At 67.9% G+C, this 19,563-nt stretch carries 20 protein-coding genes; 17 read left to right on the forward strand and 3 right to left on the reverse strand.

Going from position 1 to position 19,563, the window contains the following annotated elements; all coding sequences use genetic code 11:
- Positions 1-72: 72 nt before the first annotated feature.
- From BOSE46_RS08220 to BOSE46_RS08230, 3 genes are read left to right on the forward strand one after another with little or no spacing between them, the layout of a single operon-like run.
- Complete coding sequence (locus BOSE46_RS08220) at positions 73-477, forward strand: Zn-ribbon domain-containing OB-fold protein (RefSeq protein ID WP_159539778.1); 405 nt, start codon at positions 73-75, stop codon at positions 475-477.
- Positions 474-1,640 (forward strand): acetyl-CoA acetyltransferase, encoded by a 1,167-nt coding sequence (locus BOSE46_RS08225; protein WP_159539779.1) that lies wholly within the window; start codon positions 474-476, stop codon positions 1,638-1,640. Before BOSE46_RS08220 ends, BOSE46_RS08225 begins: the two co-directional genes overlap by 4 nt.
- Positions 1,641-1,653: 13 nt before the next feature.
- Positions 1,654-2,298: a GntR family transcriptional regulator gene (locus BOSE46_RS08230; protein ID WP_159539780.1), complete on the forward strand. Its 645-nt coding sequence runs from the start codon at positions 1,654-1,656 to the stop codon at positions 2,296-2,298.
- A 223-nt stretch (positions 2,299-2,521) separates the two neighbouring features.
- Here the strand turns inward: BOSE46_RS08230 and BOSE46_RS08235 are convergent, their stop codons facing one another.
- Positions 2,522-2,998 carry a nuclear transport factor 2 family protein gene (locus tag BOSE46_RS08235; RefSeq protein ID WP_159539781.1) on the reverse strand — a complete coding sequence of 159 codons (477 nt, stop codon included), beginning with the start codon at positions 2,996-2,998 and terminating at the stop codon, positions 2,522-2,524.
- Positions 2,999-3,080: 82 nt separating this feature from the next.
- On the opposite strand from BOSE46_RS08235, the gene BOSE46_RS08240 reads away from it, so the two are divergent.
- The 12 genes from BOSE46_RS08240 to BOSE46_RS08295 all read left to right on the forward strand — a co-directional run bounded on the left by BOSE46_RS08240 (position 3,081) and on the right by BOSE46_RS08295 (position 14,905).
- On the forward strand, positions 3,081-3,938 hold the full coding sequence (locus BOSE46_RS08240) for an LLM class F420-dependent oxidoreductase (protein ID WP_159539782.1): 858 nt from the start codon (positions 3,081-3,083) through the stop codon (positions 3,936-3,938).
- On the forward strand, positions 3,935-5,101 hold the full coding sequence (locus BOSE46_RS08245; RefSeq protein WP_159539783.1) for a thiolase domain-containing protein: 1,167 nt from the start codon (positions 3,935-3,937) through the stop codon (positions 5,099-5,101). Before BOSE46_RS08240 ends, BOSE46_RS08245 begins: the two co-directional genes overlap by 4 nt.
- Positions 5,098-5,532 (forward strand): Zn-ribbon domain-containing OB-fold protein, encoded by a 435-nt coding sequence (locus BOSE46_RS08250; RefSeq protein WP_201299577.1) that lies wholly within the window; start codon positions 5,098-5,100, stop codon positions 5,530-5,532. The genes BOSE46_RS08245 and BOSE46_RS08250 overlap by 4 nt, the downstream gene beginning before the upstream one ends.
- Before the next feature lie 2 nt (positions 5,533-5,534).
- On the forward strand, positions 5,535-6,866 hold the full coding sequence (locus BOSE46_RS08255) for a phenylacetate--CoA ligase family protein (RefSeq protein WP_159539784.1): 1,332 nt from the start codon (positions 5,535-5,537) through the stop codon (positions 6,864-6,866).
- 151 nt (positions 6,867-7,017) lie between these two features.
- Positions 7,018-7,776, forward strand: a complete 759-nt coding sequence (locus BOSE46_RS08260; RefSeq protein ID WP_159539785.1) for an ABC transporter ATP-binding protein — start codon at positions 7,018-7,020, stop codon at positions 7,774-7,776.
- Positions 7,777-7,828: 52 nt separating this feature from the next.
- Positions 7,829-9,058, forward strand: coding sequence for an ABC transporter substrate-binding protein (locus BOSE46_RS08265; RefSeq protein WP_159539786.1), 1,230 nt, complete (start codon positions 7,829-7,831; stop codon positions 9,056-9,058).
- A gap of 75 nt (positions 9,059-9,133) precedes the next feature.
- Positions 9,134-10,105 (forward strand): branched-chain amino acid ABC transporter permease, encoded by a 972-nt coding sequence (locus tag BOSE46_RS08270; protein ID WP_159539787.1) that lies wholly within the window; start codon positions 9,134-9,136, stop codon positions 10,103-10,105.
- A gap of 22 nt (positions 10,106-10,127) precedes the next feature.
- The gene (locus BOSE46_RS08275; RefSeq protein WP_159539788.1) at positions 10,128-11,888 is read left to right on the forward strand and encodes an ABC transporter permease subunit; all 1,761 of its coding nucleotides are present in this window, start codon (positions 10,128-10,130) and stop codon (positions 11,886-11,888) included.
- A gap of 34 nt (positions 11,889-11,922) precedes the next feature.
- Complete coding sequence (locus BOSE46_RS08280) at positions 11,923-12,672, forward strand: SDR family NAD(P)-dependent oxidoreductase (protein WP_159539789.1); 750 nt, start codon at positions 11,923-11,925, stop codon at positions 12,670-12,672.
- Positions 12,673-12,802: 130 nt separating this feature from the next.
- Positions 12,803-13,606, forward strand: coding sequence for an SDR family NAD(P)-dependent oxidoreductase (locus BOSE46_RS08285; protein WP_159539790.1), 804 nt, complete (start codon positions 12,803-12,805; stop codon positions 13,604-13,606).
- The gene (locus BOSE46_RS08290; protein ID WP_159539791.1) at positions 13,599-14,414 is read left to right on the forward strand and encodes an SDR family NAD(P)-dependent oxidoreductase; all 816 of its coding nucleotides are present in this window, start codon (positions 13,599-13,601) and stop codon (positions 14,412-14,414) included. Before BOSE46_RS08285 ends, BOSE46_RS08290 begins: the two co-directional genes overlap by 8 nt.
- A gap of 32 nt (positions 14,415-14,446) precedes the next feature.
- Positions 14,447-14,905 (forward strand): VOC family protein, encoded by a 459-nt coding sequence (locus tag BOSE46_RS08295; RefSeq protein WP_159539792.1) that lies wholly within the window; start codon positions 14,447-14,449, stop codon positions 14,903-14,905.
- An 81-nt stretch (positions 14,906-14,986) separates the two neighbouring features.
- On the opposite strand, the gene BOSE46_RS08300 is transcribed toward BOSE46_RS08295, so the two are convergent.
- Both BOSE46_RS08300 and BOSE46_RS08305 read right to left on the reverse strand, forming a co-directional pair.
- Positions 14,987-15,916 carry an SDR family NAD(P)-dependent oxidoreductase gene (locus tag BOSE46_RS08300; RefSeq protein ID WP_159539793.1) on the reverse strand — a complete coding sequence of 310 codons (930 nt, stop codon included), beginning with the start codon at positions 15,914-15,916 and terminating at the stop codon, positions 14,987-14,989.
- A 37-nt stretch (positions 15,917-15,953) separates the two neighbouring features.
- Complete coding sequence (locus tag BOSE46_RS08305) at positions 15,954-17,519, reverse strand: acyl-CoA synthetase (protein ID WP_159539794.1); 1,566 nt, start codon at positions 17,517-17,519, stop codon at positions 15,954-15,956.
- A gap of 101 nt (positions 17,520-17,620) precedes the next feature.
- On the opposite strand from BOSE46_RS08305, the gene BOSE46_RS08310 reads away from it, so the two are divergent.
- Both BOSE46_RS08310 and BOSE46_RS08315 read left to right on the forward strand, forming a co-directional pair.
- On the forward strand, positions 17,621-18,784 hold the full coding sequence (locus BOSE46_RS08310) for an acetyl-CoA C-acyltransferase (protein ID WP_159539795.1): 1,164 nt from the start codon (positions 17,621-17,623) through the stop codon (positions 18,782-18,784).
- Between the two features lies 1 nt (position 18,785).
- Positions 18,786-19,550 carry an enoyl-CoA hydratase/isomerase family protein gene (locus BOSE46_RS08315; RefSeq protein ID WP_159539796.1) on the forward strand — a complete coding sequence of 255 codons (765 nt, stop codon included), beginning with the start codon at positions 18,786-18,788 and terminating at the stop codon, positions 19,548-19,550.
- Positions 19,551-19,563: the final 13 nt, after the last annotated feature.

Raw genomic sequence — 19,563 nt, forward strand, 5'->3', positions numbered from 1 at the left:
TTGCCTTCCTGCGGAGAAACCCGAACGTATGCTAAAATGAATACACTTGTCAATCCACGTCAGGACCTGCCGATGAGCGACGACCTTCCGGGCTCTCCTGCCACCGCGCCAGACGGCCTGACCGCCCCGCACGCCGTCTACGAGGCGTGCCTCGAGCGCGGGGTACTGGCGTTCCAGGCGTGCGCTCGCTGCTCCGCCGCGATCTTCCCGCCCCGCGGACGCTGCTCGCAGTGTGGTGCTGATGCCTTGACCTGGCGCGCGTCCGCGGGCCGAGCGACGGTGTACTCGACGACTGTCCTGACGCCGCGCGACCGCGCTGCCCATGCGGTGGTGCTCGTCAACCTGGACGAGGGCTATCGCATGATGTCCCGCATCGACGACTCCGAGGTCGCGATCGACGAGCGCGTCACCGTGGAGATCGCGCAGGTCGACGGCCGGGCGCTGCCCTTGTTCGTCAGGAACGGGGGAGACCGATGACCGACGAGCGCGCGCTGCGCGGACGGGTCGCCATCGTCGGGGTGGCCGAGTCCGACCTGGGCGAGGTCGGACCGGGTGTGACCGCCCTGGACCTGGCCGAGCAGGCATCCGGTCGTGCCCTCGACGACGCAGGGCTGACGATCGCCGACGTCGACGCGGTCTTCTCGCACTCCGCCTTCTACGCCATGCCGACCGTCACGCTGGCCGAGCGGCTCGGCGTCCGGCCTCGCTACACCGATAGCACCGCGATCGGCGGCAGCTCCTTCCTGGCCCACCTGCGCCACGCCGCGGCCGCCATTGACGCCGGCCTGTGCGAGGTGGCGCTTATTGCCTACGGCAGCAATCAACGCTCGGCCGCCGGCGGCCTGGTGCCGTCGGCACAGAACCACATCCCCTCGTACGAGACTCCGTTCGGCGCCCGTCTGCCGGTATCGGCCTACGCGCTCGCGGCCGCCCGGCACATGCACCAGTTCGGCACGACACGCGAGCACCTGGCCGAGGTTGCCGTGGCGGCGCGTCGATGGGCGCAGCTCAACCCGGCGGCGTTCGAGCAGAGCGACCTCACGATCGACGACGTGCTCGGCTCGCGGATGGTCAGCTCGCCGCTCACGGTGCGCGACTGCTGCTTGGTCACCGACGGCGGGGGCGCCGTGGTCGTCACGTCGGCCGATCGGGCCCGCGACCTCCCTCGCCCCCCGGTCTTCTACCTCGGCGGGGCCGAGGCGCACTGGCACACCAGCATCTCCCAAATGGACGACCTGACCATGACGGCAGCCTCGGAGACCGGCGCGCGCGCGTTCGACCTCGCTGGCTTGAGACCGACCGACGTCGATGTTGTCGAGCTGTACGACGCCTTCACCATCAACACGTTGCTGTTCCTCGAGGATCTCGGCTTCTGCGCCAAGGGCGAGGCCGGCGACTTCGTGACCGGCGGAGCGATCGCCCCCGGAGGACGTCTTCCGGTCAACACCAACGGTGGCGGGCTGTCCTACTGCCATCCCGGGATGTACGGCATCTTCACGCTGATCGAGTCGACTCGTCAGCTGCGGGGCGAGGCCGGCGATCGGCAGGTGTCCGACGTCCACGTGGCGCTCGCGCATGGCAACGGCGGCATGCTGTCCAGTCAGGTCACGGTGCTCCTCGGCGACGACTCGACGCTGTGAGTAGGTTGGCGCGATGACCCGTGAGGCGGACACCGTGGCCACGTGCCTGGCCAGGATGCGTCAGCTCGTCCTGACCGGAGAGCTGCTTCCGGGGGAGAAGCTCAACCAGGCCGAGCTTGCTGCCCGGCTCGGCGTCAGTCGTGTCCCCGTCCGTGAAGCTCTCGCGTCGCTGCGGGCAGAGGGCCTGGTCGAGGCTCGTCCCAACACCGGCTACACAGTCGTGCGTCCGACCCTCGAGGACCTGTCGGAGATCTATCTGATGCGCGAGCTGCTCGAGGACGCCCTGCTCGCGACCGTCGACCTCGAGCTGATCGACGTCGACGTCCTGAATGCCCTCAACGAGCGGCTGTCGGCGCTCGACCCGGTGACGCAGTTCGCGGAGTACCGGTCGGTCAACGAGGCCTTCCACTTCGCGATCTTCGACGCGTCGCCCCAGCGCATGGTTCGGCGTCAGGTGAACCAGCTGTGGGTGCTGTCGGACTTCTACCGCTCGATGTACGTGCGCACCGACTCGGCGCATCGAAGGGTCGTCGATGACCACGTGCGGATGACCGCGGCGATCGGCGCCCGCGACCGTGAGGCGCTGGTGCGGCTGAGCGACGAGCACCGCGACGCGACTCGCGCCTGGCTCGGACAGCTGCTGACACGTCGCTCCTGAGTGGCGGCGCTGCCAGCGGGCAATCGACCAACGGTCAGCGACGATCGATCGCCTCGATGACCTCCTGAGAAGTGGTGCTCGTCGCCAAGGCCGGTAGGACGTGGCGGAAGGCGTTCTGGTGCGTGCATCGCGGTCTCGTGCTCGAGGTCGATCAGGCCGTTCTGGCACTCCGATATCACGAGGGCGGGCGCCCGGCCAGGACCCAGCTGGCGGTCGAGGTCGGTCAAGCGCCGGTGTCCCCGTCCCGTGCGGCCTCGTGGCGATCCATCCAGCCGCCGGGGCTGTATCCCTCGAGCTGGAGCCGACGGTGGTGGATCGTCCACGACTCGCCGTCGTGCCGGAGGATGTCCCGGTAGCGGCCCCAGTTGTCTGGGCCGGTATCGGTGATCGCGAAGAAGTAGCTGGTGGCGCGGGCGTCGGCGGGGCCGTCCAGCTCGATGTGGATGCTCGACAGGTGGTGCCGCATGTATGGCTTGTCCATGAGAGCGCGGGCGCTGCTTCCCACGCGCTCGAAGAAGGAACGGATCTCGTCGCGACCGTGGCACGCGGGATTGTTCGTCGCCTCCAAGACGGCGTCGGGCGCGAACAGCTCGAGGATGCGATCGGTACGCCCTGTGTCGGCGCACTGCGCGTACTCGACGAGCAGCGCTCGAATCTGATCGGTGGCGATGAGTGTGGCGATGGCGCTGATGTCGGTCATGGCGGTCCTCGAGTCGTGGACAGGGTTTCGTCAAGTATGCTATTTATGATACTACTTTTACTCATCATCAGGGAGTCTTCTCATGCACGTCGGTCTCATGATGTTCTCGACCGATCAGACCGTGGCGCCGGCACCGCTGGCGCGCATGATCGCGGAACGCGGTTTCGAGGCGATGTTCCTGCCCGAGCACAGTCACATCCCGGTCACCCGGAGCACGCCGTATCCGCTGGGTGGCGACCTGCCGCCGGAGTACTACCGGACGATCGACATGTTCGTCGGCCTCGCCGCCGCCACCACGGCCGAGCCCGGCCTGACGATCGGCACTGGCATCACCGTCGTGCCGCAACACGACCCGATCTACCTGGCCAAGCAGGTCGCCAGTGTCGACCAGCTGTCCGGCGGCAAGCTGATCTTCGGCGTCGGCTACGGCTGGAACCAGGACGAGATCGAGGACCACGGCGTGCCGTACAAGAAGCGCCGCACGGTGACCCGCGAGAAGATGCTTGCGATGCGCGAGCTGTGGACCCAAGAGGTCGCCTCGTTCCACGGCGACTACGTCGACTTCGCGCCCACCTACCAATGGCCCAAGCCGGTCCAGGCCGGTGGACCGCCGGTCGTCATCGGCGGCCTGGCCGGACCGAAGCTGTTCGAGCACATCGCCGAGTACGCCCACGGCTGGGCACCCATCGGGACGCGCACGATCATCGAGGGCCTGCCCGCCCTGCAGAGGGCCTTCGAGGACGCCGGTCGCGATCCGGCCACGATCCGCCTGCACGCCTTCGATCCGCGTAGTGACGCGAGCCTGGTCGAGCGCTACGCGAGCCTCGGCGTCGAACGGCTCATCATCACGGTGCCCCCGACCGGACGTGACGACCTCGCTCGGAAGCTGGACGCGATGATGCCGCTGAACGACCTAGTGCGGGGGGAAGAGCGCGGATGAGCTTGAACGGATCAGCGGTGATCGTCGGTGCCTATGAGCACCCGGGACGCCGGCTCCCCGGGCACACGCTCGCCGGTGTGCACCGGGACGTCGTCGCAGGTGCGCTGGCCGACGCGGGACTGTCGATCACCGACGTCGACGGGTTCTTCACCGATTCCAGCGCCCCGGGCTTCGGCGTCATCGACCTGGTGCAGCACCTGGGCATGCAGTGCACCTATACGGAGTCCTCCGAGATGGGCGGCGCGAGCTATGTCGCCTACGTCGGCCACGCGGCCGCCGCGATTGCGGCTGGCAAGTGCCGCGTGGCTGTCATCTCGCTGGCCGGCCTGCCGGCGCAGAGGCAGCGGGTGTCGCCTCCTGACACCCCGCCGCCGGCGGCGGCGTACCAGGTGAACGGCTACTCCGGTGGATACGGCCCGGTCGCCGACTATGCGGTGCTGGCCCGGCGGCACATGCACGAGTTCGGCACGACGTCCGAACAGCTGGCCTGGGTCAAGGTGGCCTCGTCGCGGCACGCTGCGCTCAATCCGCACGCTTTCTTGCGCGACGAGGTGACGGTCGACGACGTCCTCGGGTCATCGTTGATCGCCGATCCCCTCCACAAGCTCGATTGCTGCGTCGTCACGGACGGAGGCGGTGCTCTCGTCGTCGTCCATCCCGACGTGGCCCGCGAGCTCGGTCGCTCCGGGGCGACCCTGCGCGGTCAAGGAGAGAGTCACAAGGCCTCGCTGGCCGGCGACGTCGACCTGACCTACAGCGCCAACAGGCGCTCGGGCGAGCTCGCCTTCGCCGAGGCCGGCATCACCGCCGAGCAAGTCAGGTACGCCTCCTTGTACGACTCGTTCACGATCACAGTGCTCGTCGCGCTGGAGGATCTCGGCTTCTGCTCGCGCGGGACGGCCGGCTCCTTCGTCCAGGACGGTGGGCTGGTGAGCGGCACGGGGCGGCTGGCCGTCAACACCGACGGCGGCGGGCTGTCCAGCAACCACCCGGGCAATCGCGGCGGCATGACCAAGGTCATCGAGGCCGTCCGGCAGCTTCGAGGCGAGGCTCACCCGGCACTGCAGGTCCCCGACCTCGAGTTCGCCGTCGCCTCCGGCACCGGATTTCGCCTGTCCACCAACCATTACAGCTCGACGATCGTTCTGGAGCGCTTCGCGTGACTCATCACTTCCCGGGTGGCCTGCCCACGCCTCGGCCTGTCATCGAGCCCGACGCCGAGCCCTGGTGGGATGCGGCCGGACGTGGTGAGCTCACCGTTCCGTACTGCGAGGCGTGCGGACGTCCGTTCTGGTATCCGCGCGGCTTCTGTCCGCGGTGCGGGTCCACCGGCGTCGTGTGGAGGCCCGCCACGGGCGAAGGCACGGTCTACAGCTACACGGTCGTGCGCCGTGCCGCCGAGCCCTGGGGGTCGCACACGCCTTTCGTGCTGGCGTACGTCACCCTCGACGAGGGCGTCACGGTGCAGACCAACATCGTCGACTGCTCGTCGGACGTCCTGGAGCCGGGGCTGCGCGTCCGCGCGGTCTTCGAGCGCGCCGACGACGCCGACCTGCCGGTTCTTCGCTTCACGCCGGTCGATCCGGTGCACTGAGCATGGTCGACGTGCTGGACGAGATCGAGACCTGGGCCCCCGCGCGGCTGCGTGAGCACGAGGAGCTGCTCCTACGCCGGCAGCTGCACCATGTGGGGTCCGGCTCGCGCTTCTACCGCGAGAAGCTGGCTGACGCCGGGGTCGACCTCGCCTCGATCGGCACGGTCGAGGACCTGCGACGGGTGCCCTTCACCGAGAAGGAGGAGCTGCGGCGCAGCCTGGCCGGCTTCCCCCCGTTGGGGAGCCATGTGGCGGTACCGGTGGCCGATCTTGCCTTGGTGCAGGCCACGTCGGGAACCAGCGGCACGCCGTCGTACTTCGGCCTGACCGAGCACGACCTGCGCGTCTGGGGCACGGCCGGTGCCCGCGCCTTCTACGCGGCCGGCGTGCGTCCGGGCGACCTCGTGCTGCACGGGTGGGGCATGAGCAAGGGCTTCGCCGGTGGGGTTCCGGCGGTCAGGGTGCTCCAGCAGCTCGGCTGTGTCGTGATCCCGATCGGTGGCGAGGCCGGCGCCGAACGACTCCTCACGGTCGCAGCATCACTGTCCCCCGCGGTGTTCTGCACGGGTCCCAACTTCGCCCTGCACGCCGGTCGGATCGCCGAGGAGGTGCTGGGTCGTCCCGCGTCGGAACTGGGAGTCCAGCGCATCGTGGTGGGCGGCGAGCCCGGAGGAGGCGTGCCAGAGATCCGGTCGCAGATCGAGACGGTCTGGGGCGCCACGAGCTGCGAGACGCTGGGCAACTCCGACGTCGTTCCGATCGTCTTCGGCGAATGCCTCGAGCGCGACGGCATGCACTTCGTCGCGCAAGGGCTCGTTCACATCGAGCTGATCGACCCCGAGACGGGTGCCGACGTGCCGTTCGAGTCCGGTGCCAGTGGCGAGCTCGTGATGACGGCACTGGACCGCCAGGCTTCGCCGTTGATCCGTTTCCGTACGCGTGACCACCTCGAGGTGCTCGAGACGGAGTGCTCGTGCGGGCGAGTCGGACCCAAGGTTCGCTGCGTGGGGCGCACCGACGACATGCTGATCGTGCGGGGTGTCAATGTCTGGCCCTCGGCTGTCCGCGAGATCGCGGTGGCGTTCCAGCCCCGGCTCACCGGAAACATGCGGGTCGTCGCCGACTTCGAGGGACACTCCACCGAGCATCGGTTGCGCGTACGGATGGAGCATGCCGCGCATCTGACGCCCATCGAGGTCGCGAACGTGGCTGCTGAGGTCGAGCGCCGAATCACCCAGGTGCTGGCCTTCCGGCCGCGCCTCGACCTCGTGCCGCCCGGTGTGCTGCCCGAGGCCGGTGTGAACAAGACCGCCTTGGTCGAGCGGCCCGCCTGACGGCGGAACCGGCCGTTCCTCCTCGCCCCGCCGGGCGTCGGTGAAAACACTCCGGCGAACCGCTCGATTAATGATCATAAATATGATAATAATGAGTCGAGACGTGACCTGGGTAACAGCGCCCGGCCGTGAAATGGAGGAGGAGCGCCAGATGACGCAGTCGGGAACCAGGCAAGCGGACGCTCTCACCGACGCGGTCGAGGCCCCTTCGCTGGACATCGTCTCGGTGACAGCGGGCTATGGTGCGCACACGGTGTTGCGCGACGTGTCACTGCGAGCCGGCGCCTCGGAGGTCATCAGCCTCCTCGGCCACAACGGTGCCGGGAAGTCGACTCTGCTGCGCGCCGTCGCCGGGGTGCTCGAGATCGAGAAGGGCGACGTGCTCTTCGGTGGACAGAGCCAGCTCGGGATGGGGTCGGCAGCGATCGCCCAGTCGGGTGTCGCGCTCGTCCCGCAGGGTCGAGGCGTGTTCCCGACGCTCAGCATCGGTGAGAACCTGCAGCTGGGTGCCGGTGTCGCACGCAACGTCACCGACCGGACGCGCGTGACCCTCGATTTCGTGCTCGACCTGTTCCCCGCGCTGGCCCACCGCCTCCACGAGGACGCAGGCACCCTGTCAGGTGGGCAGCAGCAGATGGTCGCGATCGGCACCGCGCTGATGGCCAGCCCCCGCTTCCTGCTGTTGGACGAGCCGTCCACCGGCCTGGCGCCGGTGCTCGTCCAGACCATGCTCGACCAGATCCGATCGGTGCACCAGGAGCTGGGCATCGGCGTCCTGATCGTCGAGCAGAACATCCACGAGGCGCTGCGGGTGTCCGACCGCGCCTACGTATTGAGACTCGGGGAGATCGTACGGGAAGGTCCCGCTGCGACGCTCTTGGACGATCCCGACATCTGGGGTTTGTTCTGAGCACCAAGGCGGCGTGTCCGTCAGTCAGCATCACACGAGACAAGGAAGAAATATGCGTTTGATTCGATCTGCACAGATCGCTGCGGCAGTGGCGGCGCTCACGCTGGCGACGGCCTGCACGACCGACTCCGGAGGATCCAGCTCCGGCACCTCGGACGTCAAGGACGCGAGCGGGAATGCCACGACGGGCAACGAGACCTACAAGCTCGGCGTCGGCATCCCGCTGACCGGGCCTGCGGCGTCGTACGGCGAGGAGTTCGTCATGGCCACGGAAGATGGCGTGAAGGACGCGAACAAGAAGTTCGCAAAGGACGGCATCAAGATCGAGCTCACGACCGCCGACACGCAGGCCACCGCCGAGGGCGGCATCAGCGCGATGAACAAGCTCGGTGCCGTCGAGAAGGCCCCCGCGGTCCTGACGGCGTGGGGCCCGGTCGTCGCAGCGGCCTCCCCGGTGGCCGAGGACTTGGGCTTCGCCCTCTTCAACGCCGGTGCTCAGAGCCCGGCGCTGATCGGGTCCAGCCCCAACCTGGTCAACGTCGTGCCCATGAACGACGTTCAGCTCAGCAACTTCTCACAGTACCTGGTCAAGACCAAGAAGTACAAGAAGTTCGCCGTGATCTACGTCGACAACGAGACCGGTCAGGGCACGTCGAAGGCATTCAAGGACTCCGTCGAAACTCTCGGCGGCAAGGTCGTCGCACAGGAGTCGATCCGCCAGGACGCCACCGACGCCACGACGCAGATCGCGAAGGTCAAGGACTCGGGCGCCGACTTCATCTACGTCCAGACGCTCCTCGTCGAGGGTGCCGCGACCATGAAGGCCTACCGCGAAGCCGGCCTCAAGACCCCGATTGGCGGGTACGCCGGTGAGGGAGAGTCGCCAGTCATCCGCAAGGCGGGAGGCGACGCCATGAACGGTTTCATCTACATGTCGCACATCCCGAAGGACCTGGACGGTGTCACCAAGCTGCTCGATCGCATCAAGGCTGAGGACCCCAAGCGCGTCCTGACGAACGCGTCGTACGACGCCTACTTCTACTCGGTGCCGTTCGTCTACGCCGAGGCCATCAAGGAGCTCCGCTCTCAGGGTGCTCCGGTGACCGGCGAGAACATCCTCGCCGTGCTGAGGAAGAAGAAGGACATCACCGTCCCGATCGTCGGGCCGATGGATATGACCAACAAGCTGACGTACGTCGGACCGACGATCATCCGTCAGGTCAATGACTACAGGGTCGATCCGATGTCCGACGAGACGATCGACTCGGTCGACAACGGCTGACCCCCGGTCCGTCTGTCCTTCGCGACGCGGAGGACAGACGGACCCCCACCTCCGGCCATCACGGAAGGGACCCTCGTGGACCTGCTCTTCACCCTCATCAAGACCGGCCTGGTCATGGGCCTGCTCTACGGCCTGTTCGCCTACGGTCTGAGCCTCATCCTCTCGGTCAACAAGGTGTTCCACGTGGCGCAGGGCGCCACCTTCGTCCTGTCGGCCTACGTCTTCTACACCTTGGGCACGACCTACGAGTGGCCGGTTGTCCTGGCCTTCCTCGGGGCCATCGCCGCGGCGGCGCTCATCGCGTGCGCCATGCAGTACCTCATCTACGTGCCGCTTGCCCGCCGCGACGCCGATCCGATCGTCGTCATGGTCGCCTCGTTGCTCGTCGTGGCCCTGGCGGCCTATGTCATCGAGCTGGTCTGGGGTGCGAGCGTCGTCTCCGCCGCCGTGCCCGAATGGTTCGGCTGGAGCACGACCGTCGGCGGCATCCGCGTGGACGTCTACGATCTCAGCGTCCTGGTGATGAGCCTTGCCCTGTTCGGCGTCATGCACTGGTTCCTCACGCGAACCTATGCCGGCCTGGAGTTCCGGGCCGTGGGCGACAACCCCGAACGTGCCCAGGCCCTCGCCATCAACCTCGATCGCGTGTACCTGAGGTCGATGATCCTCGGTTCGGTCCTCGTGGTGCCGGCCGCCGTGCTGCTGTCGCTGAAGGCACCAATCCACCCCAGCATGGGCTTCGACCTGCTGCTCAAGGCGGTCATCGCCCTGACGATCGGTGGCATGGGTCGCATGAGCGGGGCGATGATCGGAGGTCTGCTGGTGGGGATCACCGAGACGGTGCCGCTGTTCTGGCTGCCCACCGAGTGGGGCGAGTTCGTTGTCTACATCGTCGCCTTCTTCTTCGTGTTGTTCCGCCCGACCGGGCTCGTCGGCAGCAAGCGCAAGCCGCGCAGTGCCAAGAAGCCGTCGGACCCGCCCGCCGCCCCTCGAGGCGCCGCCTCGGACGAGAGCTCCGGCTCGGCCATGCCGACGCCGGTCTCCTGACCTTCGCGCAGAGAGAACAGTCATGAGCTACTACCTGATCAGCCTCTTGGGGCTGCTGCCGATCTTCGTCATCCTCGGCATCTCGTTCAACCTTCTTCTCGGCTACGGCGGGTTGCTGTCGGTATCGCACGGCGGGTTCTTCGGCGTCGGCGCCTACGGCACGGCCATCCTCATCAAGGACTACCAGCTGGAGTTCCTGCCCGCCGTCCTCATCGGGGCGGTGATCGCAGGGGTGATGAGCCTGTCGGTGGGGTACGCGGCCGGACGGTTGTCCGACGAGTTCTTGTTCATCGTGACCATCGCTGTGCAAGTGGCGCTGGTCGAGCTGTTCAACAACCTCGAGCTCACCGGACGCTCGGCGGGTATCGCTGGCATCCCACGTCCGACGCTGTTCGGGCAACAGCTGGAGTCCAGCACGCAGGTCATGATGCTCAGCTGGGTCTTCCTGGCCATCATCACCGCCGTCTGCTGGCGCGTGGTCCACTCGCCGTACGGCCGGTTGCTGAAGGCGTTGCGCGAAGATGTGCCCGCTGCCCGTTCGCTCGGGAAGCGAGCCCTCTGGACCAAGGTGACGGTGTTCGCCTTCAGCTCGGCGATCGCCGGGGTGGCCGGTGGGCTCTACGCGATGCACACGCTCTACATCAGCCCCGCCGAGTTCACGCTCGACCGGACGGTCGAGATCTTGTCGATCACGATCATCGGCGGTCTCGCGGCCTACTGGGGCCCGTTCGTCGGCGCCCTGGTCGTGCTGGCGCTGCCGGAGCTGCTCAGCTTCGCCAACATCCCTGACTCGGTCGCCGGTCCGGTCAACGGCATCATCTACACCCTCGTCGTGCTGCTGATCCTGATCTATCGGCCCCGCGGTGTTCTCGGGCGCGACCCGGTCAAGGTCGCCGAGCGCAACGCGCAGCGTCGTTCGGTCAAGCGCGGCGGGTCCCGCCGTGGGGGAGCCGGCGAGGGCGTTCCGGACGTCGACCACGGCCTGTTCGAGCGCGTCGTCGAAGCAGGCGCGGTGCCCGAGGTGAAGACGCTCCGCTCAGAAGGGATCGGCATCTCCTTCGGAGGTGTCAAGGCCGTCGACGACGTCACGCTCTCGGTGCGACCGGGCACGATCACGGCGCTGGTCGGTCCGAACGGCGCCGGCAAGACGACGGTGTTCAACCTGCTCAGTGGAGCGCTGCGGGCCGACACCGGCAAGACCTTCTACGGCGACCAGGACATCTCACGCCTCAGCGTCGAGCGGCGGGCTCAGCTCGGTGTCGTCCGTTCGTTCCAGGAGGTCCGCCTGTTCGAGGGCATGACGGTCCAGGAGAACATCCATGTCGCCGTCACCGACATCCGGCACGAGACGATTGCCTCCCAGTTCACGCCAGGTGCGTGGCGCGGACGTGATCAGGCCGACGCCGACCGCGCCGAGGACATGCTGCGGGGCCTCGGCCTGTACGACAAGCGTCACGCCCTGGCTCGCGACCTGTCGTATGCCGAGCAGAAGATGCTCATGATGGGACGATTGCTCGCCACCGGAGCGAGCTGCTACCTGCTCGACGAGCCGATGTCAGGCCTCGACCAGGCCGCTCGCTCCCAGCTGTCGGAGCTGCTGCGCCAGATCGTCAGTGACGGGAGCACCTCGATCTGCATCGTCGAGCACAGCATGCAGGTCGTCCGGGAGGTCGCGTCCTGGGTGATGTTCCTCGATCGCGGCTGCCTGCTGACCGAGGGAACGCCGGAGACCGTGATGAACGATCCCGAGCTGACCGCCATCTACTTCGGTCGACCGGTGTGAGCCGGTCGACCTCAACACACAGGAAGAGAATCACATGACTGAGTCCAAGGTCGTCGTCGTCACCGGCGGCGGGGACGGCATCGGCAAGACCCTCGCGCGTCATCTCGCGAGCGAGGGCTGGGCCGTGTGCGCCGCAGACATCGACGAGACCGCCGCGAAGGCGCTGGCGACCGAGCTGGTCGCCGAGGGACACCGCGCCATCGGCGTGGGCGCCGACGTCTCGAGCGAGGACGATGTCGTCCGCGTCGCGGACCGGGCCGAGGCCGAGCTGGGACCGATATCGGCCTGGATCAACAACGCCGGCAACTCACGACCCTCGATGCTGCTGAAGATGGAGGCCGAGGCCTTCGACTCTGTCATGGCGGTGCACGCGCGCGGCACGTTCCTGGGGCTGCGCGAGGCGGCGCGGCGCATGGTCGCCAGCGGCGCTCACGGCTCGATCATCAACGTGACGTCATCGGCGGGCCTTGGCGGCACCATCGGCCAGATCAACTACGCCAGCGCCAAAGGCGCCATCATCGCGATGACCAAGTCCGGCGCGAAGGAGCTGGGGCGTTACGGCATTCGGGTCAACGCGGTCGCCCCTTCGGCGTCCACGCAAATGACCAAGACCATCATGACCGATGAGAAGTTTGCGCAGACCTACCTGTCACGCATCGCCCTTGGCCGATTCGCCGAGCCCGAGGAAGTCGCTCCGACGTTCTCGTACCTGCTCTCCGATGCGGCGTCGTACGTGACCGGGCAGGTGCTGTCGGTCGACGGCGGCACGTACATGGTCTCGTGAAGCCGCGGGCCCCGCGGTTCGAGGACCGCGTCGTCCTGGTCACCGGCGCGTCCGGTGGTCAGGCCGAGGCCGAGGCGCGCCTGTTCGCCGCCCGTTGACCGAACAACCGACCCGACGCAGGAGGAACCACGTGAGACGACTGGACGGAAAGGTCGCGCTGATCACCGGCGCATCCGGCGGGCAGGGCGAGGCCGAGGCCCGCCTGTTCGTGGCGGAGGGGGCAGCGGTGGTGATCGCCGACGTCCTGGTCGCGCCGGGCGAAGCGCTCGCGGCCGAGCTCGTGGCTGCCGGCCACAGGGCGGTGTTCGTCGAGATCGACGTGACCGACCCCGCAGCCTGGGCGACCGTCGTCGCCCGCGTCGAGGCCGAGCTCGGGCGCCTCGACGTGCTGGTCAACAACGCCGGGGTCTCCGACCGTCGGGGCGTCGCCGAGCAGCCGCAGGACGCCTTCGACCGCGTCGTCGACGTCAATCTCTGGGGACCGGTCGCCGGCATGCAGGCATGCGCCCCGTTGATGGCTCGCGGCGGCGGGGGCTCGATCGTCAACGTCTCGTCGATCGCCGGGCTGACGGGCTACGACGCGGCCGGCTACACGTCGAGCAAGTGGGGGTTGCGCGGCGTCACCAAGACCGCCGCGCTGGAGCTCGCGCCCTTCGGCATCCGGGTCAACTCGGTGCACCCCGGCGTGATCTTGACGCCGATGCTGGCCAACGTCAGCCGCGAGGTCGTCGACCGATTCGCGCGCGTGGCCGCCGACCCGCGAGCCGCGGCACCCGAGGAGGTCGCCCACACCGTGGTCCACCTGTCGATCGAGGAGCTGTCCTCGTTCACGACGGGGGCCGAGATCGCCATCGATGGCGGTTTCGTCGCTGCCGGTGCCCATCGCGCGCAGGCCCTGCGCGTGGCCCAGCTGATGGAGGAATCCGATGCCTGACCAGACCGACCTGGCCGGCACCGTCGTCGTGGTGACCGGGGGAGCGAACGGCATGGGGGCCGCGCACGTCCGCCTGCTCGCCCACCGCGGAGCACAGGTGCTGTTCACCGACGTCGACGAGACGGCCGGCGCTGCGCTGAGCGCGGAGGTGGGCGAAGCGGTCCGGTTCGTCCCGGGCGACGTCCGCCAGATCGAGGCCTGGCACGCGTGGCGCGACCTCGCGCTAGAGCACTTCGGCGGCGTCCACGCGCTGGTCAACAATGCGGGCGTCTTCGGCACCTCGAGCGTGCTTGCCATCGAGCGAGAAGCCTGGCGTCGCGTGATCGACGTCAACCTTCGCGGCCCGTTCCTCGGCATGCAGGTGCTCGCGCCGCTCATGCGGGACGCCGGCCGCGGCAGCATCGTCAACGTGTCGTCGGCCGCGGGACTGGACCAGAACCCCGATCCCTCGTACACGGCCAGCAAATGGGCGCTGCGCGGCCTGACCAAGACGGCCGCGCAGGAGTTCGGCCCCTGGAACCTCCGGGTCAACAGCATCCATCCGGGCTACGTGGAGACCGCCATGACCGACTTCGCCCCGCCGGCCATGCGCCGGGCCAAGACCGAGCTGACTCCGCTGGGTCGTGCGGGTCGTTCAGAGGAGGTCGCCGAGCTCGTCGCCTTCCTCGTCTCGGACGCAGCCAGCTTCATCACGGGGGCCGAGATTGCGGTCGACGGCGGCTGGACGTCGGGCTCGCAGGTCACGGAGGCCCGTCGCGATCGCACGCAGGGGGTCCGCCCTGACCTCAGGGACGACCGGACCTCCTGATTACGTCACCCATTGAGAAGAAGAGGACGAACATGAAGCTGGAACGCATGGAGCTCGTCGGGCTCGAGGTTTCCGACCTCGACGCCGCGATCGCTGAGTTCAGCGAGCTGCTCGACACGGAGTTCATCCGGATCGAGTTCGACGGCACCGTCGACATCGAGGAGCTGCCCGCCGACGAGCCGCCGCACGCCGCGACGACGCGCATGAGCATGGCGATGGACAAGACCGGCTACCTCGAGCTGCTGCAGGCGCACCCGCCGACCACGCGGGAGCGGGTGCGCAACATCCACTTCAAGGTCGACGACATCGAGTCGGCGATCGTGGAGATGAAGGCCAAGGGGTACCGCCTGGTCCAGAATCTGCGCATCGGCGGCATGCGCGAGGCGGTCTGGGGCGCGCGCGAGGCCCATGGATTGCGGATGTGCATGGTGCAGTACGACGCCCCCAGCATGGTCGAGGCGATGCTGCAGCCTGCCCCGTCGGAGGACTGACGGGCCGGCGAAGAGGGCCGACCACCCAGCGGGTGGCCGGCCCTCCTTCGTGCGCTGGAGGGCGGTGCGGACACCGCCGGGTCACGAGGGTGCGGGCAGCATCCCGGCCGCGACGGCCATGCGGCGGAGCACGGCCATCTCGTCCGCGCCGCTCTCGTACACCTGGAGGGTGTCGAGATCGCGGATCTCGTCGATGTGCTGGAGCACGTCGTCGGGACTCGCGGGGTGCTGCGGCGCGTACCAGCCGTCGTTGAGGCCCAGGACGTACCGGGCGAAGCGTCCGCCGCCGGCCGAGAAGATCTCGTGCGTCTGCGTGCACTGCGGCGAGGCCAGGTAGACGGCCATCGCAGCGACCTGGGCGGGGTCGAGCAGCTGGTCCATCTCGGGGCCGAGCAGCCCTTCGGTCATGCGCGTGCGCGCGCCCGGCGCGATGACGTTGGCCAGGATGCCGTGGCGTGCCCCCTCGATCGCGGCCACGTGGGCCAGACCGACGAGGCCGGTCTTGGCGGCGCCGTAGTTCGCCTGGCCGAAGTTGCCGAGCAGGCCCGAGGACGACGACGTCAGGACGATGCGCCCATATGCTGCCTCCTTCATGCGGGCGAATGCGGGGATGGTGACGTTGAAGCCGCCTCGCAGGTGGACGTCGAGCACGCCGTCGACCTCGTCGGGCGTCATGCTGGCCAACGACCGGTCGCGCAGGATCCCGGCGTTGTGGATGACGGCGTCGACCTGGTTGAAGGCGTCCATGGCAGCACTCACGATGGCGCGGCCGCCCTCAGGGGTGGCGACGCTGTCGTAGCACGCGGCGGCCTGCCCCCCGGCGGCCTTGATCTCCGCGACGACGGCGTCGGCCATGCTCGTGCTGCCGCCATCGCCGCTGACGCCGCCCCCCAGGTCGTTGACCAGGACGCGGGCGCCGTGCCGGGCGAGGACGAGAGCGTACTCGCGACCGAGTCCGCCTCCGGCTCCTGTGACGATGACCGAACGGCCTTCGAACTCGATCAGGCTCATGCTGGGTGTCTCCTTGTGTGTGGTGCTGGCGGGGGTTTCAGAGAAGGCGGGACGCGTGGCCTTCCCAGTACTTGTCACGAAGTGGCGCCTTGAACAGCTTGCCGGTGGGGGAGCGGGGGAAGTCCTCGAGGAACTCGATCGAGCGGGGGACCTTGAAACGGGCGAGGTGCTCGCGGCAGTGCGCCAAGAGCTCCTCGGCCTTCTCCTCGCTCTGCGCGGACGCGTCGATCAGCTGCACCACCGCCTTGACCTCCTCGCCCAGATCCTCGTTTGGAACGCCGAACACGGCGACGTCCTGGACGGCGGGATGAAGAAGGAGGGCGTTCTCGATCTCCTGCGGGTAGATGTTGACACCGCCGGCGATGATCATGAACGACTCCCGATCGGCGAGGTAGAGGTACCCCTCCTCGTCGAGGCGGCCCAAGTCGCCCAGAGCGGTCCAGTTCGGGTGGTCCGGGTGATGGGATCCGGCGGTCTTCTCCGGTTCGCCGTAGTACTGGAACCCGGCGACGACCTCGGAGGTCTCGAAGTAGATCCGACCGACCTCGCCGACCGGGAGCTCGTTGCCGGCGGCGTCACAGATGTGGATCGTGTCGCCGAACGCGGCCCGACCGACCGAACCGGGGTGCTTGAGGGCTTCCTCCGAGTCGATCAGCGTGGCACCGGTGTCTTCGGTGCCGGCGTAGTACTCGTTGATGATCGGGCCGAACCAGTCGATCATCGCCTCCTTGACCTGCACTGAGCACGGGGCGGCGCCGGTGATGACGCACCGGAGGCTCGACACGTCGTACTTCTCACGCACCTCTTGGGGCAGCTTGAGCATGCGGCTGAACATGGTGGCGACGAACTGGGCGTGGGTGACCTTGTACTTCTCGATCAAGGCCAGGGCCTGTTCGGCATCGAACTTCTCCATCATCACGACGGTCGCGCCGAGGGCCATCGAGTCGGTGCTGAACAGCAGCGGCGCGGAGTGGTAGATCGGCGCGGGCGACAGGTACACCGTGTCGGGGCCCATGTCGTACATCGTCTGGTAGACGGGGATGAGCTGAGGCTTGCCCTCCTGCACGGTGCGGCCGGTCAACGGTCGCCAGACGCCCTTGGGCTGACCGGTCGTGCCCGAGCTGTAGAGCATCGTTCGGCCCAGGGGTTCTTCGTCGCGCTTCGTGGCGGGATGCCCCATCAGGGCCTCCTCGTAGGCGTCGTAGCCCGGCACCGTGCCGTCGACCATGAGGCGGCGCCGCACCTTGGGGGTCATGGGGATGACGGCGGAAGCGACGTCCGACGCGTACGCCGACATGACCAGGACCTTGGCGTCGCAGTTGTCGATGATGTATCCGGCCTCTGAGGGCGTGAGGTAGCGGTTGATCGTCGTGAGGTACAGGCCCGAACGGAACGCGGCCCAGAAGACCTCGATGTAGCGGATGTTGTTCTCCATCAGGATCGCCACGTGGTCGCCCGGACGCAGGCCCTCGGCCCAGAAGAGCTGAGCCAGGCGCGCGGACCGCTCGTCGAGCTCGGCGAAGGTCTGCTGCTGTCCGGAGCCGCCCATGATGATCGCGGGCCGATCGGGCGTCTTCAGCGCGTGCGACGCGGGGTCGTGCATGGTGGTGGGCCTTTCGTTCAAGGGGCCGAGGAGCGTGATTGCCTATTTCTCATCATTATTATAATGTAAGCCCAGTCACATCGCTACCCCGAGGAGTTTTCATGCCTGAAGCCGTCATCGTCGCTGCCGCACGCACCCCGATCGGTCGGGCCTTCAAGGGCTCGCTCAGCACGGTGCGGGCCGACGACCTGGCCGGCGGCGTCGTCGACGCCGCAATGACCAAGGTGCCGCAGCTCGACCGCGCTGAGGTCGTTGACGTGATGTTGGGCGCTGCCCTCCACGCTGGCGAGCAGGGCATGAACGCCGGGCGCAATGTCGCAGCCCTCGGCGGGCTGCCCGACTCGGTCCCCGGGACCACGGTCAATCGTGGGTGCGGGTCCTCCCTGCAGTCCATCCGGATGGCGCATCAAGCCATCGCGACGGGCGAAGGCCACGTCTTTGTCGCCGCCGGGGTCGAGAGTGTCAGTCGCCTCCCCAACTTCTACGACGAGGAGGCCATGAACCCGCGATTCCTCGACCGGAGCCGTCCTGACTACATCAATGACATGTACATCCCGATGGGGCAGACAGCCGAGAACGTGGCCGCGAAGTGGGGGCTCTCACGACGCGCGTTGGACGAGTTCGCCCTGCTGTCACAGCAGCGAGCGGCCGCCGCGATCGACGCCGGGTTCTTCGCCCGCGAGATCACCCCCGTCACGCTGCCCGACGGCACAGTCGTCGACCGCGACGACAGCCCACGTCCGCAGACGACGCTCGAGGGCCTCGGCCAGCTCAAGGCTTCGTTCCGCGAGGACGGCGTCGTGACGGCCGGCAACTCCTGTCCTCTCAACGATGGTGCTGCCGCCGTCGTCGTCATGTCCGACGTCCGGGCCAAGGAGCTCGGCATCACGCCTCTGGCACGGATCATCGGCTCCGCCGTGACCGGCCTCGAGCCCGAGCTCATGGGCGTCGGCCCCATCAAGGCGATCGGCCAGCTCCTCGAGCGCCACAAGATGGACATCAAGGACGTCGACGTCGTCGAGCTGAACGAGGCCTTTGCCGCCCAGGTGCTCCCCATCTGCGCCGAGCTGGGCATCTCGATCGAGGACCAGCTCAACCCCCACGGCGGTGGCATTGCGCTCGGGCACCCCTTTGGCATGACCGGTGCCCGCATCATGACGACACTCATCAACGACCTGCAGACGCTCGACAAGCAGATCGGTATCGAGACGATGTGTGTCGGCGGCGGCATGGGTATCGCCATGATGATCGAACGCCTCTCCTGACATGGTGACGACGATCCGGTTCGACGTCGACGGGCCGGTTGCCGTCGCGACGCTCACGCGTCCGGACAAGCTCAACGCCTTGAGCCGGGCCGTCGTCTCCGAGCTCACCGAGCTAGTCGAGCGTGTCATCGACGACGAGTCGGTGCGGGTTCTCGTGCTGGCCGGCGAGGGCCGCATGTTCTCTGCCGGAGCCGATGTCGAGGAGTTCCGGGAAGCCTTCGGCACGGGGAAAGTCGACCCGACTGCGACCGAGGCTGAGTCCCGCGACGGCACCCGGCTGGCCGACGCCCTGGCTGATCCGCGACTCGTCACGATCGCGGCGATCAACGGGGCTGCGATCGGGGGTGCCGTGGCGCTCGTCACCGCGTGTGACCTGCGGGTCATGGCTGAGGAGTCCAAGATCATGGTGCCGGAGCTGGTCATGGGGTTCCCGTTGGCCTGGGGCGGCGTGCCGCGGTTGGTGGCACAGCTGGGCCCCTCAGTCGTCCGCGACCTATTGCTCACGTGCCGCGCGCTGCACGCGAACGAGGCGTTACGACGGGGCTACGCGTGCCGGGTCGTCCCGGCCGACGACCTGATGGCGAGCTCCCTTGAGCTCGCTCGGCTCATCGCGCACCGCCCAGAGTTCGGCGTCACCGCGGCGTTGCGTCGCATCGCGGCACTCGAGTCAGGTGGACACGTCGACGACGATGCCGTCACCCTCGCTCAAGCGACCCTCGACCCGTCGGTCATGAGCGCGACCACTGCCTATCTCGCGAACATCTGAACCACGGGGAGTA

It is taken from the genome of Aeromicrobium sp. 9AM, assembly GCF_902506105.1.
Lineage (GTDB): Bacteria > Actinomycetota > Actinomycetes > Propionibacteriales > Nocardioidaceae > Aeromicrobium.